Source organism: Polaribacter glomeratus (assembly GCF_002954665.1).
Taxonomy (GTDB): domain Bacteria; phylum Bacteroidota; class Bacteroidia; order Flavobacteriales; family Flavobacteriaceae; genus Polaribacter; species Polaribacter glomeratus.
Genome location: NZ_MSCM01000002.1, coordinates 608,204 through 623,654 on the forward strand (window position 1 = coordinate 608,204; position 15,451 = coordinate 623,654).

At 30.9% G+C, this 15,451-nt stretch carries 16 protein-coding genes; 12 read left to right on the plus strand and 4 right to left on the minus strand.

Annotated features, from left to right (window positions below; genetic code table 11):
- Positions 1–27 precede the first annotated feature (27 nt).
- The 9 genes from BTO16_RS12680 (at position 28) to BTO16_RS12720 (ending at position 9,610) form a co-directional block, all read left to right on the plus strand.
- Positions 28–1,578 (plus strand): serine hydrolase, encoded by a 1,551-nt coding sequence (locus tag BTO16_RS12680; RefSeq protein ID WP_105022042.1) that lies wholly within the window; start codon positions 28–30, stop codon positions 1,576–1,578.
- A 2-nt stretch (positions 1,579–1,580) separates the two neighbouring features.
- Entirely contained in the window at positions 1,581–2,861 is a 1,281-nt protein-coding gene (brnQ, locus tag BTO16_RS12685; protein ID WP_105022043.1) for a branched-chain amino acid transport system II carrier protein, read from the plus strand.
- On the plus strand, positions 2,854–3,444 hold the full coding sequence (locus BTO16_RS12690) for an AbiH family protein (RefSeq protein ID WP_105022044.1): 591 nt from the start codon (positions 2,854–2,856) through the stop codon (positions 3,442–3,444). Before brnQ ends, BTO16_RS12690 begins: the two co-directional genes overlap by 8 nt.
- 25 nt (positions 3,445–3,469) lie before the next feature.
- Positions 3,470–4,114 carry an AbiH family protein gene (locus tag BTO16_RS12695; RefSeq protein WP_170064470.1) on the plus strand — a complete coding sequence of 215 codons (645 nt, stop codon included), beginning with the start codon at positions 3,470–3,472 and terminating at the stop codon, positions 4,112–4,114.
- Positions 4,115–4,438: 324 nt separating this feature from the next.
- Positions 4,439–5,875 carry an SUMF1/EgtB/PvdO family nonheme iron enzyme gene (locus BTO16_RS12700; RefSeq protein ID WP_105022046.1) on the plus strand — a complete coding sequence of 479 codons (1,437 nt, stop codon included), beginning with the start codon at positions 4,439–4,441 and terminating at the stop codon, positions 5,873–5,875.
- Positions 5,876–6,337: 462 nt separating this feature from the next.
- Positions 6,338–7,135 carry an ice-binding family protein gene (locus BTO16_RS12705; RefSeq protein ID WP_105022047.1) on the plus strand — a complete coding sequence of 266 codons (798 nt, stop codon included), beginning with the start codon at positions 6,338–6,340 and terminating at the stop codon, positions 7,133–7,135.
- A 299-nt stretch (positions 7,136–7,434) separates the two neighbouring features.
- Positions 7,435–8,274 (plus strand): helix-turn-helix domain-containing protein, encoded by an 840-nt coding sequence (locus BTO16_RS12710; protein ID WP_105022048.1) that lies wholly within the window; start codon positions 7,435–7,437, stop codon positions 8,272–8,274.
- Between the two features lie 398 nt (positions 8,275–8,672).
- Entirely contained in the window at positions 8,673–9,221 is a 549-nt protein-coding gene (locus tag BTO16_RS12715) for a carboxymuconolactone decarboxylase family protein (RefSeq protein ID WP_105022049.1), read from the plus strand.
- Positions 9,222–9,253: 32 nt separating this feature from the next.
- Complete coding sequence (locus BTO16_RS12720) at positions 9,254–9,610, plus strand: cupredoxin domain-containing protein (RefSeq protein WP_105022050.1); 357 nt, start codon at positions 9,254–9,256, stop codon at positions 9,608–9,610.
- A 39-nt stretch (positions 9,611–9,649) separates the two neighbouring features.
- Here the strand turns inward: BTO16_RS12720 and BTO16_RS12725 are convergent, their stop codons facing one another.
- On the minus strand, positions 9,650–10,237 hold the full coding sequence (locus tag BTO16_RS12725) for a hypothetical protein (protein ID WP_105022051.1): 588 nt from the start codon (positions 10,235–10,237) through the stop codon (positions 9,650–9,652).
- A 125-nt stretch (positions 10,238–10,362) separates the two neighbouring features.
- Here BTO16_RS12725 and BTO16_RS17880 point away from each other — a divergent pair, with 125 nt between their 5' ends.
- Both BTO16_RS17880 and BTO16_RS17885 read left to right on the plus strand, forming a co-directional pair.
- Positions 10,363–10,716 carry a hypothetical protein gene (locus BTO16_RS17880; protein WP_245892111.1) on the plus strand — a complete coding sequence of 118 codons (354 nt, stop codon included), beginning with the start codon at positions 10,363–10,365 and terminating at the stop codon, positions 10,714–10,716.
- Positions 10,697–11,215 carry a winged helix-turn-helix domain-containing protein gene (locus tag BTO16_RS17885; protein WP_245892112.1) on the plus strand — a complete coding sequence of 173 codons (519 nt, stop codon included), beginning with the start codon at positions 10,697–10,699 and terminating at the stop codon, positions 11,213–11,215. The genes BTO16_RS17880 and BTO16_RS17885 overlap by 20 nt, the downstream gene beginning before the upstream one ends.
- Before the next feature lie 38 nt (positions 11,216–11,253).
- Here the strand turns inward: BTO16_RS17885 and BTO16_RS12735 are convergent, their stop codons facing one another.
- The 3 genes from BTO16_RS12735 to BTO16_RS12745 all read right to left on the minus strand — a co-directional run bounded on the left by BTO16_RS12735 (position 11,254) and on the right by BTO16_RS12745 (position 14,332).
- Positions 11,254–13,473 (minus strand): nitric-oxide reductase large subunit, encoded by a 2,220-nt coding sequence (locus BTO16_RS12735; protein WP_105022052.1) that lies wholly within the window; start codon positions 13,471–13,473, stop codon positions 11,254–11,256.
- Positions 13,474–13,490: 17 nt separating this feature from the next.
- Positions 13,491–13,829, minus strand: coding sequence for a cupin domain-containing protein (locus tag BTO16_RS12740; RefSeq protein ID WP_105022053.1), 339 nt, complete (start codon positions 13,827–13,829; stop codon positions 13,491–13,493).
- A 68-nt stretch (positions 13,830–13,897) separates the two neighbouring features.
- Positions 13,898–14,332, minus strand: coding sequence for an RrF2 family transcriptional regulator (locus BTO16_RS12745; RefSeq protein WP_105022054.1), 435 nt, complete (start codon positions 14,330–14,332; stop codon positions 13,898–13,900).
- Positions 14,333–14,666: 334 nt separating this feature from the next.
- Here BTO16_RS12745 and BTO16_RS12750 point away from each other — a divergent pair, with 334 nt between their 5' ends.
- Entirely contained in the window at positions 14,667–15,449 is a 783-nt protein-coding gene (locus tag BTO16_RS12750; RefSeq protein WP_105022055.1) for an alpha/beta fold hydrolase, read from the plus strand.
- Positions 15,450–15,451 lie beyond the last annotated feature (2 nt).

The window sequence follows — 15,451 nt, forward strand, 5'->3', positions numbered from 1 at the left end:
TGAAAAGTATCTAATTAAACCAATCTTATGTTTTTTAAAAAAATCACACTTTTAACTGTCTTTATTTTTTCAGTATCGCTTACTGCACAAATTGATGAGAAAAAACTCGATAAATTAATAACACAAACCTTAAAAACTTTTGAGGTTCCTGGTATTTCTGTAGGTATTTTAAAGGATGAAAAAATAGTCTATTCCAAAGGTTTTGGAGTTCGTTCTTTAACGAATCAAAAAGACATGAACCAAAACACATTGGTTGGTGTTGCTTCTAATAGCAAGGGTTTTACTTGTTTTGCATTGGCAATGATGGTGGATGAAGGCAAATTAAATTGGGACGATAAAGTACGGAAACACATTCCGGAATTTCAATTGCAAGACGCTTGGGTTACAGCGCAATTTACCATTAGAGATTTGGTAACGCACAGAAGTGGTTTAAGTTTAGGCGCAGGAGATTTGATGTTTTTTCCTGAAGGAAATGATTTTACGGTAAAAGATGTTATCAGCAATGTAAAACACTTAAAACCAGAAAGTTCATTTAGAAGTGAATTTATGTACAACAACAATATGTTTATTATTGCTGGCGAAGTTTTAAAACGTGTTAGCGGTCTTACTTGGGAAGAATTTATTGAGACGAAAATAATGAAACCTGTTGGAATGACAAATAGCAAAGCGTCTTACAACCGAGTTACCAATAAGACCAATATTATTGATGCGCATACAATGGCGGATGGCAAAATAATTCAGATTCCGCATGATTGGAGCGAAACTGCAAATGCTGCGGGCGGAATTGTAAGCAACGTAACTGACATGTTAACTTGGGCAAAATTTTTAATGAATGATGCCATTACAAAAGACGGAAATCGTTTGTTAAGTGAGCAACAATTTCATGAATTATGGCAATTACAAACCACTATGAAAGTTGGTAAAAATGACAGTTACAATTCCAATTTTAAAGGCTACGGTTTGGGTTGGTTTTTAACGGATGTAAAAGGTGGCTACAAGCAAGTATATCACACAGGTGGTTTGTTGGGCACAGTAACGCAGTTTACCATGATTCCAGATTTAGATTTGGCAATTGTAGTGTTAACTAATCAGATGAATGGCAACGCTTTTAACACGATTACAAACACGATCAAAGATAGCTATTTAGGATATAAAGATAGAAATTGGATAAAAAATTACGGAGATAAAAATGCTGATTTTATAGCGTATAATGACAGTATAAAAACAAGTGTTTTTAATAACGTTGAACTTGCAAAAAAAAATCCAAATTTACCAAAACCGAATCAAATTGTTGGCACGTATAAAGACAATTGGTTTGGAAACGTTACCATTACACACGATGGAAATACGTACAATATAAAATGCGAACGTTCTGCTGCTTTAATTGGTGAATTAGTACCGTACAATCTAACCACATTTGTTGCAAAATGGAACAATAGAAGTTTTGACGCAGATGTTTTTGTGAATTTTACTTTTGATGAAAACGGAAGTGCAACAAATGCCACGATGAATTATGTTGCGCCAATTACCGATTTTAGTTTCGATTTTCATGATTTAAACCTTAAAAGAACGAAGTAATTTTGAACAAAACAAAAGAAATTTGGATTGCAGGTTTTGCGCTATTTTCACTCTTTTTTGGAGCAGGAAATTTAATTTTACCTCCTTTTTTAGGTGTAAAATCAGGCTTTGATTGGTGGATTGTTGTCTGTGGCTTTGTGTTAACCGCAGTAACGATTCCTATTTTGGCAATTTTTGCACACGCAAAATTACAAGGAACATTATATGATTTTGGCAAGAAAGTTTCACCGCTTTTTAGTACCGTTTATTGCTTGTTAATTTACGTAATTGCAGTTGCAATTCCGTCTCCAAGAACCGCAGCAGTAACGCACGAAATGACGGTGCAACCATTCTTTGATACATCGCCACTTTTAACAAGTATTATTTACTTTGTATTCGTCTTTGTTTTTGCTATTAATAGAACAAGAGTTATTGGTTTAATTGGTAAATTTTTAACGCCTATTATCGTTTTAATTTTACTGATGATTATTGTCGTTGCGTTTTTTACAGCACCAGAAACTATAACGCCAACCACTTTTAAAACCCCTTTTATAGATGGTATTTTAGAAGGATATCAAACCTTTGATGCCATTGGCGGTGTTGTTGTTGGAGCCGTAATTATCATCTCCTTAAATTATAGCAGCCACACGACTTTTGAAGCGAAAAGAAAACTGATTAGACAAGCTGGTTTTATTGCCGGTACAGGTTTGCTTTTAATTTATGGTGGTTTAATTTTAAGCGGATCTTTATTCTCTTCAACATTTGCAGAAAACGCAACAAGAATTGAAGTTTTATCTGGGTTAAGCACACAAACTTTAGGCAATTTCGGAACCACTTTTTTAAGTGTTTTGGTTGCTTTAGCGTGTTTTACAACGGCCGTAGGTATTGTAACCGGAACAGCAGACTACTTTAAAGGAATTTGTAATGATTCGCAAAGAGTGTATATAGTTACTGCAGCAATTTCATCAGTAATTGGTATTATAGTTGGCAGTTATAATGTTGGTTTTATTATAGATGTTGCCGTACCAGCTTTAATGTTTTTATATCCAATTACAATGGTACTAATTTTACTAAATATTGTGCCAAACAAATTGGCTTCAAGACTCGTTTTTAGAAGTGTAGTTTTGGTAACATTTATATTTAGTATTCCGGATTTTCTAGGCTTTATAATTGCGCAAGAAAACTTAACCGGAATTAAAAGCATGATTCCTTTGGCCGAGTATAGTTTGGGTTGGGTTTTGCCTTCTTTATTTGTTTTTATTGGGTTAAATTTGGTAAAGAAAAAAAATATCATCGATGAATAAACTACTACTTGTTGGCAATGGCTTTGATTTAGCACATGGATTGCCAACTTCTTATCGTGATTTTTTGAATGACTTTTGGAAGAATTTTTCTAAAAATTATAACAACCAAGAGGTGAAAAATTTGATTGCGATAGACGATCAATACAATGATTATTTTAATAACGGGAATAATACAATAGAAAGGTTTGATGATTTGGCATTAAACCTTAAAAATTATTGTAAAAATGATAACTATATTTTTGAAGAAAAAGATTTTATTGCTAGAGATAAACTTAAAAATATATTTAAATTCAAAAATGATTTCTTTAAAATAATAAACTTAAAAAACTCAATCGAAGATTGGGTAGATATAGAAAACGAGTACTACTTGCAGCTAAAAAGGATAGCTAAATTAAAGTTTGGGAATTTCACTGAGGAGGAAACAAAAAAAGAGACAAGGAAAAAAATTTTAAAATTAAATATAGAATTTGAAAGTGTAAAAATTTTATTAAAAAACTACCTTATAGGCAAGGTGAATCAAATTTATGACTTCACACAAATTGAAGAATCAAAAGAGTTGACAAAAATTTTTAGAAATATTTGAATCAAATAATTTTTTTCAAAATCATTTGAATTTTAAAGAAAAAATAGAAAATTATTCTAAAGAGTTTTCATTTTCTGATGATAAAAATGATGTTTTGAGTATAAGTGATACTTTAATAAAGTCTACTAAAAATAAGATAACTTATAGTTCTCTTTTTTTAGATTTTAATTATACCTCAACAATTCCATTTTATATCAAAGAATTAGGAAATAGGGCAGCTGACTATTCTATTAATAAAATTCATGGAGATTTAAATAATATGGTTTTTGGTTTTGGTGATGAAATAGATGAAGATTATAAATTAATCGAAAACTTAGATGATAATGAATACTTAAAATTCTTTAAATCGTTTAAATATTTTCAAAATAGCAAATACAATAAACTTTTACAATATATCGATAGCGGAAAATTTCAAATATTTGTTTTAGGACATTCTTGTGGTTTATCAGACAGGGTGATGTTAAATACTATTTTTGAACACAAAAACTGTCGTTCAATAAAAATTTATTATCATCAAAGAGAAGATGGCTCAGATAATTATTCTGATGTTGTAAAAAATATTTCTCGTCATTTTAAAGATAAACCTTCAATGAGAAGAAAAATAGTAAGTAAAGAACTCTCTTCATCTTTGCCGCAAAATGTTCGTTTTAAAAAGATTGAAAAAAATTAATAATTCCTTTACAAAGTTTAGTTCAGCAGATGTACTTCATAATTTTTTAATCTTTTATAATTCAGTTTAAATTGGTTTCGCTAGTTTTTTTTGAAACATTTTATTTTTAAACAGCAATTAATTTTATTTAAGCTATTTTTTTGGGTACATTGAACCTTTAATTTTTTCACTTCCTACCACTCTCTATTTTTTTTACGGTTTTACCAAAATGTTTGCATGCTTTGAGCATTTAAACATACATAAAAAGTATTTCAATTCATTTTAAGAGTGTTTGCTTATCTACCCTTTTATTAGTTAAAACACTAAACCTTTAATAGCACATCCATGGAAAAAAAATTACACATTATTAGTGCACTTCTGTTTATCTTTTTAATTATTCCAAAATCAACTTTAAGGGCGCAAACGTTACCAAGTGAAATACTAATGAAAGATATTGATGGTGGTACTTTTACAATGGGAAACAATAGCTTAACGGGTAATCCAGATCAGAAAGTGGCTGCTCCTGAGCACGAGGTAACAGTATCAGCTTACTCGATGAGTGAAGCAGAAATTACAAATGCGCAATATGTAGTGTTTTTAAATGCTGCTTTTAATGAGGGTTTAATTAAAATTATTTCTGGCACAGGAGGCCCAGATAATGGTAAACGATTAATTCAAGGTACAGTATCTTCTACTTATAACGGCAAGATATTGTATACGCTTGACGGAATTAGAGTATTAAAAGATCATGGCAATGAGGATGGAGATAGTAACCAATTTACAGGAAGCATAGAACCAGAAAATCCATTAAATATAGCTTATATAGATTTCAACCAAACCGCTAATGTTTTTTATGTAAAAGACCCTTTTAATGTGAATGATTTTAATTGGATAGCAGTTTGTAATTATCAAGATTACGGAACTACACAAATGGTATTCGAGGGCGCTACTTTAAATGATTTTGATGATTGGGCTGGAACAGGGCAAAATTATTCTGATGAATTACAAGGATGGACGGAAAGTAATCCGTCAGCAGCGACCAATTTACCAACTCAAACAGAAGTTTCTGGTTGGCCTGTAACTTTTATTAGATGGTGGGGAGCAAAAGCATTTGCAGAATATTACAGCGTAAATCTACCAACTGAAGCACAGTGGGAGTTTGCGGCAAAAGGAGGCGCTAATTTTCAAGACGCAGTGCACGATGGTGCGGATATTAGTGATGCAAATTGGAATAAAGCAGGAGGTTTGGCCACAGGACATGTAAGAAGTGCAATAAGCGGAACAGCAAATCCTTTTGAACTTTATAATTTGGCAGGAAATTCTTGGGAATGGATTGCAGATAACTATGTTGCACCTTATGATACTGCAGCGGTTACCGATCCTTTTGTTGAGGTTAGCGGCTCTACTTTAAGATGTTGGCGAGGTGGTTCTTGGAATTATCATGAAGCAACTTTACAAACTGCCATACGTTTTTTTGACGAAGAAAATAGAGGCAATGACCATTTTGGATTCAGAATTGCAGGAACACATTCAACATTGTCTACTGATAAATTTATAGAAACAGGTTTTAAACTGTATCCAAATCCAGCAAAAGATTATCTAACTATTTCAATAATGAATATAAATAACCAAACCACCATTAAAATATATAGCATAACAGGGCAACTTATTCAAAGTCAAAAAATAACTTCTAAGAACGAAAGGATAAAGTTGCATAATTTGTCGAAAGGAATTTTCATAATTAAGATAGGTGAAATAGCTAAAAGATTAGTTGTTGAATAGAAATTAAGAAGCTATAAACTAATTCAATAGCATTTAAAGTTCTCTAAACTTGGCTTATAAATTCTTTAGGAGAAAAGATAAATAGAAGTGTCGTTTTCGGTTTAATAGACAAAAAAGAGTCAGTTTTTTTCCTAAATATTTCTAATACTACAAAAAAGAATCTTCATATTTCAGCTATTTAAACTTCTAAAAAAAGCATTAATAAGCTTCATTTTTTTAAGATTAAAAAGAAACAAACACTTCGTAATAAGATCATTTTGAAAACAAAACTGTAGAGGTTTTACGATAAAGCGTTTGGCTAAAACCTATTACCGCTGTATTTCAGGTATTTAAGTTGCAAAAAAAGTAGTATAACCCGTTTTTAGAGATATTTAGTTGTAAGTTTGTCATATGTAAAAATTGTTAAATTCTCAATTTTAAGCATAAAAATTATTTAATCACTAACTTAACCTAACCAAAATTATGAAATTATTAAAATTAATGCCAATCTTAGCAATGTTCTTGATTGGAGTACTGTCGAGCTGTGATACAGCAGAAGAAACTACTTTGATGACACCGATTAATTCATCAACTAAAACTAAATTAGAACCAGTTATTAGTTCTAAAAAATCGGAAGGAATCAATTTAGGTGTTGCCGGAGAGTTTGTAATTCTTACAAAATCAGGAATTACGAATGTTAGACAATCTGATATTAAAGGAGATGTAGGAACAAGCCCAATAACAGGTGCCGCACTTTTATTAACTTGTGAAGAAGTAACAGGTACTATATACACCGTAAATGCTGCCGGCCCAGCTTGTAAAATAACTGCGCCTTCTAGATTGTCAACCGCTGTTGGAGATATGGAAACTGCATATACAGATATCGCAGGGCGCGCTAGTAGTGCAGATAAAACAAATTTAGGAGCTGGTAATATAACAGGAATGACACTATCACCAGGCGTTTATAAATGGACAAGCGCAGTTTTACTTAATGGTGTTTTAGAACTTAAAGGTAACGAAGATTCTATATTTATATTTCAGATTGCAGAAACTTTTGATATGGGTTCTGGAGCTGAAATTCTTTTAACGAATGGCGTTCAGGCTAAAAATATTTTTTGGCAAACTGCGGGTGCTGTTACTTTAGGTACAACAAGTTCGTTTCAAGGAAGCTTATTAGGTAAAACTTCAATTGCTGTGCAAACAGGTGCAAGTGTTAACGGAAGGTTGCTAGCACAAACAGCAGTAACATTGCAGATGAATTCAGTTAAAATGCCTAACTAGCTATTAAAACCTGAATTCAATCATCAAAAAAAACGATCGCCTTCTCTTTTGACGTAGCGATTTTAAATTAAAAATAACTAAAAAAGGTTCTGCAAAAGTGGAGCCTTTTTTCTTGGTCTTAAAAATAATATTACAATTCATTAGACTCTTACAATACATCACCTTAATTAAAAAAATAAAAAGCTGATACAAAAAAGTTGTTTGTAAAAAAATTTGAAAAAGGTTACATTCTCAATCTATTCGTTAAAAAATATTAAAGTTTCACCAACTTTTACGACCAACAAACCACAACAAAAAATATGGCAATTCAAGAAATCGTAAAATACTCTTTTAAAGAAACTTTCTCTTTAAGTTCAGTTCAGTTTAAAAAAGCCTGTACAATAGAGCATTCTGTGTCCCAAAATGCCTATTCTATTTATTGGATTCAGGAAGGAAAAGGAACCTATAATATCGATTTTGAACAATATACTTTTAATGATAATGTTGTGTTTTTTCTTTCTCCTGGCCAAATATTCACCGTAGATTCCGAACAAATAAAAACAGCATACAAGCTAACTTTTGTTAGCGGTTTTTACTGCATACAAACCCACGATCAAGAAGTGGCTTGTAACGGAATTCTCTTCAACAATATTTATGAAACGCCGTTTGTAAAGCCTTGTAAAAAGGACGCTGCAAAACTTAATTTTATTTTAGAAAGTCTCATAGAAGAATTTCAGCAGCCGGCAACTGCGCATTATGATATGTTGCAAGCCTATTTAAAGCAATTTATTATTTGTGCCGTTCGTGTTAAAAAAGAAAATCGCGTTATTAAAGACGATACAGAAACGCGTCTTTTTAAAGATTTTAGTTTGTTAGTAGAGCAAAATTTTAAAACACTACATTCGGTAACAGCCTATGCAAATCGATTGGGAATTTCTCCTAAATCGATTACCAAACACTTTCAAAAATTAGGCACAAAAACGCCATCAGCTTTTATTAAAAACCGTATTTTATTACAAGCCAAGCGTCAATTAATTTACACAGATAAAACTGTAAAAGAAATTGCTTTTGAGCTCGGTTTTAACGATCCTGCATATTTTACACGCTTCTTTACAAAGGCAATTTTAAAATCTCCATTGCAGTTTAAAAAAGAGTATTAACGTTGTTTTATTCCTCTTTTTAATAGTACTAGCAACTTGGGCGTGCCCTTGCAGGTCAGGCTTTCGCAACTCGCTTTTTTAAGTTTTATCAAACTTAAAAAGAGCTCAAACAATTTGCTCTATCCTTCACGCGTGCTTTTTACCAGCTTTTTTTCCGTGTCCAAACAGAAGGAACTTTTGTCCAATTTTTAAGGTTACTATCGGTTGCACCTTTGCAGTGTCAAAGAGAAGTAATTAAAAAATCAACAAAAATGAAAACAATAAAAAACGTGCAATGTCCAAACTGTTGGGAATATCAAACATACGATGAGCAAAACCCAAATCAGCAACTTTGCGAATGCAAAACATCAATATAAACAAAGCTAAAAATTAATAATAAAACAATCTAAAATAAAATTATGAGCACATTTAACGTACCAACAAAAAACGAAGTATCAGAAAATAACCAAGCAATCTTTACTCAATTAGAAAAAGGATTGGGTTTTGTTCCAAATTTATATGCAGCATTTGCACATAGTGAAACTGCTTTAGGTAATTTTTTAGCAATCGGAAACGGAAAAACAAGTTTTTCAGCAAAAGAAAAAGAAGTAATTAATTTAGCTGTAAGTCAAGTAAACGAATGCGTTTATTGTTTATCTGCACACACTGCAATTGGAAAAATGAATGGTTTTACAGAAAATCAAATTTTAGAATTAAGAGCTGGTAAAGCTACTTTTGACGCAAAATTAGATGCATTAGCAAAGTTTGCAAGAAATAGTACTATTAACAGAGGAGCTGCAACTCAAGAAACCGTTGAAAACTTATATGCTGCGGGCTACACAAAAGGAAATTTAGCAGATGCAATTATTTTAATTGGCGAAATTACAATTACCAATTACTTTCATAAAACAACAGCTGTTGCAGTAGATTTTCCAGTAGCACAACCTTTAGAAATAGCAACCGTATAATTAAAATTTAAACATTTAAAACATCAGAAAACATGAAAAAATTAGTAGCAATAATAGTACTTGCATTTGGCTTTACATTTAACACAAATGCGCAAGAGGTAAAAACAGTTTCTTTAGAACAAACAAAAGGTGAGTTTACACAGAAACAAATAACGTTAGCAGAAGGAACTTACATTTTTGAAATTAATAATAATAATGTTGGTCATAATGTTGGTTTTGTATTAGCGCCAAAATCGGATGTAAAAGCGCACATTAAAAATGCATACGTAACAGAACAAGTAAAGAACAACACAAAGCAAAACTCTAAATCTGTAACGCTTAAAAAAGGGGAATATGTATATTTTTGTCCTTTAAACCCAACACCACAATATACTTTAATTGTAAAGTAAGTTTAAATTAAGTTTGGCGAGCTGCAATGCTCGCCTTTTTTAGTTTTTACAAAAGCCTTTTTCTAACTCAATTTCATTTAAAGTTTGCCAAACTTTATGTGTAAATTCTTTTGGCGAAAATTTAAAAAGTAGTAACGTTTTTTGAGTCTTTTCACAAAAATGACTTGCTATTTTTACGTTTAAAACAAATCGCTTACTTGTTGCAAAATGATCATACGTAGCTACTTTACCTTCAAAAAAAGTGATGGTTTTTTCTGTTATTGTTTTAACAATTGTTGCGGTTGCTTTTTGATTTAAATTATTGGTTTCAGAAACACTATTTAAGCCATCAAAGTATTTTTCTAAATCAGAAGCTAACTGATTTTCTGTCATATTTTTATCATAATTAATACTCCAAGCATAGGTATAAGACCAGAAAAAAATGTGTTCTGGAGTTCGCCAACCTTTTGGTGGAAAACGAACTTCTGCAAGACCTGTATAGTTAATCTCTTGCGCAAAACGAATCGGAAAAGGGAATACTTCTTTTCCCCAAGTGCTGTCTAATTTTATTAAATTTTCTTTTTCAGTTTCTTGTGCAGAAAGAAAAAATGAACAGAATAAGGTAATAATTAGAAATGCTTTTTTCATATGGTTTTTTTAAGAGTTTGTTCTTTCTGTAAAACTATCTCAACATCAGCTAAAAAGTGTCAAAAAAATGTAAAAGAAATGTAAACTGTTATAAAAATTGAATCAATTGTGTGTTATTTGCACTTATGATCAACAAAAAGAAGATTTTTTTAATGCTATGTATTGCTTTTGCTATTTTTTGTTTTTGGAATTTCTCTAAATCGGAAAACAATAATGAACTATTTTCTAAGAAAGTAAAAGTAGCTTTAAGAGCTATTGGTCATCAAATATTGCTATCAAATAAAGATTCCATTACTTTAATTTTACCAGTTAATAAAATCACGGAAAATAAGTATCAAATTTCATTTGAAAAGCACCTTTATATTAATCCAGAAATTTTGGTTTCGGTTGTGAAAAATGCATTCCAAAAATCAGATTTTCCCAAAAATTATTTTGTAGAAGTTATACAATGTGCTACGAATGATGTTGTGTATAGTTAAAAACGAATCAGAAAAAAATATTATCCCTTGTATTGGAAGGGTTTTACCTGTAGATTGTTATCAGGTAGAAATTATTTTTACAGATATAAAAACGAGTACTTTTAATCGGAATTTGTTACTTATTATTGTAGTTATTTTTCTTGTAGGATTTTGGTTTTCTTACACTAGAAAATCAGTTGCTAAAATTGAAGAAAAGGATACAGATTTTATTTCAATAGGTGTTTTTAGTTTTTATCCGAAGCAACATAAATTGATGCAAAAATCCAAAGAAATTAGCCTTTCTAAAAAGGAATGTGAGTTGCTAGAAATCTTTGTGGCGAACCCAAATAAGATTATAAAAAGAGAAGAATTAACCAAAAAAGTTTGGGAAGATCATGGTGTTTTTGTAGGCAGAAGTTTAGATACGTATATTTCAAAACTTAGAAAAAAATTAAAAGATGACGCTTCTATTCAGCTTATAAATGTTCACGGTGTTGGTTATAAATTAGAAATAAAATAAAAAAAGGCGACCATTTCTGATCGCCTCTTTTAGTAAAACTATTTTTTTCGTTTATAATTATACATTACTTCATCAATTGTAAACCAACAGAAATAAAAGATTCCTATAGAAAAGAGGATATCTCCAATCATTCGCATCCATTTTAAGGTTTGTATTGTTGGCGAGTATAGAAGATCTGATGATCTTGCAAAAGAATATCCCTCTGTTATTGAAGTATACGCCTGTATAATTCCTATGGGTAATAAACTTAAAACGACCATCGCTACCAAACCGATATTTAGAAACCAAAACGCTCTTTTTAGTTTTGTACTGCTCCAAACTCTATCAGAATAAAAGCGCAAACAGATTATTATAAAGCCCATTCCTAACATGCCATACACGCCAAATAAAGCGGTGTGTGCATGAACTGCAGTGGTATTTAAACCTTGAATATAATACAATGCAATTGGCGGATTAATTAAAAAACCAAAAACCCCAGCGCCTAAAAAGTTCCAAAAAGAAACGGCAATAAAGAAAAATATAGGCCATTTATAATTCTGAATCCATTTTTTACTTTTTAAAAGACTCCAGTTTTCTCTAATTTCGAATCCCATTAATGTTAACGGAACAACTTCTAAAGCGCTAAATGTAGCACCTAAAGCAATTGCTTGTATGGGTGTGCCAGAATAGTATAAATGATGTAACGTACCAATAATTCCGCCAGCTAAAAAGATTGAAGCAGAAGCTATAGAAACTCTACCAGCAGTTTTAGGTGATATTATTTCCATTCTAGAGAAAATAAAAGCGATCACCACAGTTGCAAAAACTTCGAAAAAACCTTCTACCCATAAGTGAACTAACCACCATCGCCAATAATTTATGACAGGTAAACTGCTGTTTTCTCCGTACATTAATCCAGAAAAGAAAAACATACCAATGGCCATTACAGATATTAATAGGATAATTAATAAATGTTTAGATTCGTCATTTTTTTGAATCGCATAGATAATGTGTCTACTTACCATCGCAACCCATAAAACAAGACCGATTCCTAAAAATATTTGCCAGAATCTTCCTAAATCCATGTATTCATATCCTTGATGACCAAAGAAAAAGTTGGTTGTTAAGTCTAAAAATTGATGAACTCCTAACCATTCACCTATCATAGAACCGAAAACAATAACGATTAATGCGACAAAAAGAAAATTGATTCCAAAAAGTTGATATTTCATCTCTTTTTTAGAAATCATTGGCGCTAAAAATAATCCGGTTGCCAACCAGGTTGCTGCAATCCAAAAAACAGCTAATTGTGTATGCCAAGTTCTACTTACAGAATAGGGTAAATATTTTGCTAAATTGAAACCAAAGAAACTTTGCCCTTCAACGGTATAATGCACCGTTATGATTCCTAAGATTACTTGCAAACCAATTAGCAAAGAGATTACAAAAAAGTATTTTAATACCGCTTTTTGAGATTTTGCTAAAGTCATATTTGCCAAAGGATCTGAATCTGGTTTTGTTAAAGATTCTCCTTTTTCATGATTTCTCAAGTAATAGAACGTCAATATTCCGATAAAAACAAGTAACAAAACGATTGATAAACCAGACCAAATAATTGAGCTGTCTGTAATATTATTATCAATTAAAGGCTCATGTGGCCAGTTAGAAGTATAGGTATAATCCTTTTCTGGTCTATTTGTACTTGCGGCCCAAGAGGTCCAAAAGAAAAACGCGTTTAATTGTTTTAATTTTGCTTCATCTGTTAAAGCACCTTCGGGAATTGCATATCGTTCGTTTCCTTTTGAGAAAACCTGGCTAAAGTGCTGTATATTATTGTTAATGGCAGCTACTCTTTCTTTAGATATTATGATGGTTTTTGTAGCAGAATTATAGGTATTCGTTTTAACATCTTTTATTAAACGTGCTTTAATAGCTGCTTTTTGCTCTACATCTAAAGCGTTGTATTTCTGATTAAAATCTCTTTGAGCCCAAAGATCTAGCATAAAAACCGCTTCTCTATGAATCCAATCTGCAGACCAATCTGGTGCCACATAACTTCCGTGACCCCAAATTGAGCCAACTTCCATACCACCAATAGATTCCCAAACATTTTGTCCTATTTGTATGTCTTCTTTGGTGTAAAAAACTTCATTTGTATCTTTCACTAAAACTTTATCAGGAATGGGTGGTTGTTTTTGATACACCTGTGTTCCTACCCAAATTAGTACTGCAAAAGAGAGTACGATTACGCTTGTAAAAGCTATCCAAATTTTTTTCATTATGCTGTCTTTATAAATTATGATATCACTTTATTTACCCTATTTATAGAGTCTGTTTTTGCAATTGTAAGTCTAACAATTGCATCTTTTTTACACAATAAATTATGAGGCACATTTGCATCTAAGGCAATTAAATCACCTTTTTTTAGCCGTAATTCCTTTTGATGAACGCCAAAAAGAATCTCGCCTTCAAAAATTTCTATTACTATTGGTTTAGGTGCAGAATGCTCTTTCATCTCTTGTGTTTCTCGCATAACAATTCTTATTTCTTTAGTTGTTGCTGTTTCTAAAAGCAGGGTTATTGCTGGCTTATCTTTCTTATAGATAATATTATCGTTTATTGAAGCTGTAATCATGTGTGTTATTATTATGATTTATTATTAATATTAAAAGGCCTTTATATCTTTTATTTTGTTAAATTTTTTTAATTTTTTAGAAAATACTCTTTTAAATTCATGTCTGTAGCAAGTTCAAATAATGTAGTACTTTCTAACATTTTCTTTAAATTTTCTCTTATTTCTACAAACTTAAAGTGTAGCGGACAAGGTTTTTTATCATTGCATTGGTGCAGTCCTAAACCACAACCAGTATAAATAGCATCTCCGTCTAAAACGGCTACTATGTTACTCAAAGCTACTGTTTTTAGACTTTTATCATCAATAAAAAAGCCTCCATTTGGTCCTTTTATAGATTGTACTATTTTATTTTTTGTAAGTTGTTGTAGAATTTTTGCTGTAAATGCTTGTGGCGATTCTATAGCATCGGCTATTGCAGTAATACTAACTTTTTTATCTACATTAGATTCTAAAGCAATAAAAATAACAGCTCTTAAGCCATATTCACACGTTTTTGAAAACATAATTCTATTTATTATGCAAATTTAAAAAAAATAAAAGACAAATTAATCCTTTATTGTAATAATTTAAGTCAAAATTTAAACTATTGAGATATCTGATGTTCTAAAGGTGACTTTCATAAGGTCTATTGTCTAAATAAAAGTTTACTCATTTTTAGACACCTTTTTTATCGGGTAATTAATTTAAGAAAGAGTAAAATAAATTAGCCTTTAAATAGTTCAACATCTATATTTTAAATCAAAAAATAATATTAAAACATCAATTTTTTACATTGTCGAATTATCAAAATTAAAAGCCCTATTTTTGTATTTAGTTTTATATATTTAAAAAAATTATTTGTTAAACTACTATTCATATCCACATACAACCTCTAAAGAATGGGTAACCTTTGTTCACGGAGCAGGAGGCAGTAGTTCTATTTGGTACAAACAAATTCGCGATTTTAAAAAGCATTTTAATGTTTTAATTTTAGACTTAAGAGGTCATGGCAATAGCAAACCAAAATTAAAAGACACGTTTAACTCTAAATATACATTTGATTCAATTACGGTAGATATTGTTGAAGTTATTGAACATTTAAAAATTCAAAAATCGCACTTTATAGGTATTTCATTAGGTACAATTTTAATACGAAATTTAGCCGAAAAAAGACCCGAATTAGTTAAAAGTATGATTATGGGCGGCGCAATTATTAAGCTCAATTTTCGCTCACAGGTACTTATCAAAGTTGGCGTCGTTTTTAAATCGGTAGTGCCATATATGTTACTTTATAAACTCTTTGCATTTATTATAATGCCAAGAAAAAATCATAAAAAATCTAGATTACTTTTTGTTAACGAAGCTAAAAAATTATATCAAAAAGAGTTTATACGTTGGTTTAAATTAACATCAGAAATTAACCCGTTATTGCGTTTTTTTAGAACAAAAGATATAAATATTCCTACTTTTTATATTATGGGTGCAGAAGATCATTTGTTTTTGCCTTCAATAAAAAACATAGTTTCTAAACATCTAACCTCTTCGTTATTTGTAATTGAAAATTGTGGTCATGTAGTTAATGTTGAGCAACCACAAACCTTTAATCATCAAACCATTCGCTTTATTTCTTCTATAAATTAGAT

What these genes read in the sequence shown, in the direction of transcription:
- BTO16_RS12710 (WP_105022048.1), top strand. Translation starts at nt 7,435, where the DNA reads ATGGCAATTCAAGAAATCGTAAAATACTCTTTTAAAGAAACTTTCTCT.
- BTO16_RS12700 (WP_105022046.1), top strand. Translation starts at nt 4,439, where the DNA reads ATGGAAAAAAAATTACACATTATTAGTGCACTTCTGTTTATCTTTTTA.
- BTO16_RS17880 (WP_245892111.1), top strand. Translation starts at nt 10,363, where the DNA reads ATGATCAACAAAAAGAAGATTTTTTTAATGCTATGTATTGCTTTTGCT.
- BTO16_RS12740 (WP_105022053.1), bottom strand. Translation starts at nt 13,829, where the DNA reads ATGATTACAGCTTCAATAAACGATAATATTATCTATAAGAAAGATAAG.
- BTO16_RS12680 (WP_105022042.1), top strand. Translation starts at nt 28, where the DNA reads ATGTTTTTTAAAAAAATCACACTTTTAACTGTCTTTATTTTTTCAGTA.
- BTO16_RS12720 (WP_105022050.1), top strand. Translation starts at nt 9,254, where the DNA reads ATGAAAAAATTAGTAGCAATAATAGTACTTGCATTTGGCTTTACATTT.
- BTO16_RS12735 (WP_105022052.1), bottom strand. Translation starts at nt 13,473, where the DNA reads ATGAAAAAAATTTGGATAGCTTTTACAAGCGTAATCGTACTCTCTTTT.
- BTO16_RS12705 (WP_105022047.1), top strand. Translation starts at nt 6,338, where the DNA reads ATGAAATTATTAAAATTAATGCCAATCTTAGCAATGTTCTTGATTGGA.
- BTO16_RS12745 (WP_105022054.1), bottom strand. Translation starts at nt 14,332, where the DNA reads ATGTTTTCAAAAACGTGTGAATATGGCTTAAGAGCTGTTATTTTTATT.
- BTO16_RS12690 (WP_105022044.1), top strand. Translation starts at nt 2,854, where the DNA reads ATGAATAAACTACTACTTGTTGGCAATGGCTTTGATTTAGCACATGGA.
- BTO16_RS17885 (WP_245892112.1), top strand. Translation starts at nt 10,697, where the DNA reads ATGATGTTGTGTATAGTTAAAAACGAATCAGAAAAAAATATTATCCCT.
- BTO16_RS12715 (WP_105022049.1), top strand. Translation starts at nt 8,673, where the DNA reads ATGAGCACATTTAACGTACCAACAAAAAACGAAGTATCAGAAAATAAC.
- BTO16_RS12725 (WP_105022051.1), bottom strand. Translation starts at nt 10,237, where the DNA reads ATGAAAAAAGCATTTCTAATTATTACCTTATTCTGTTCATTTTTTCTT.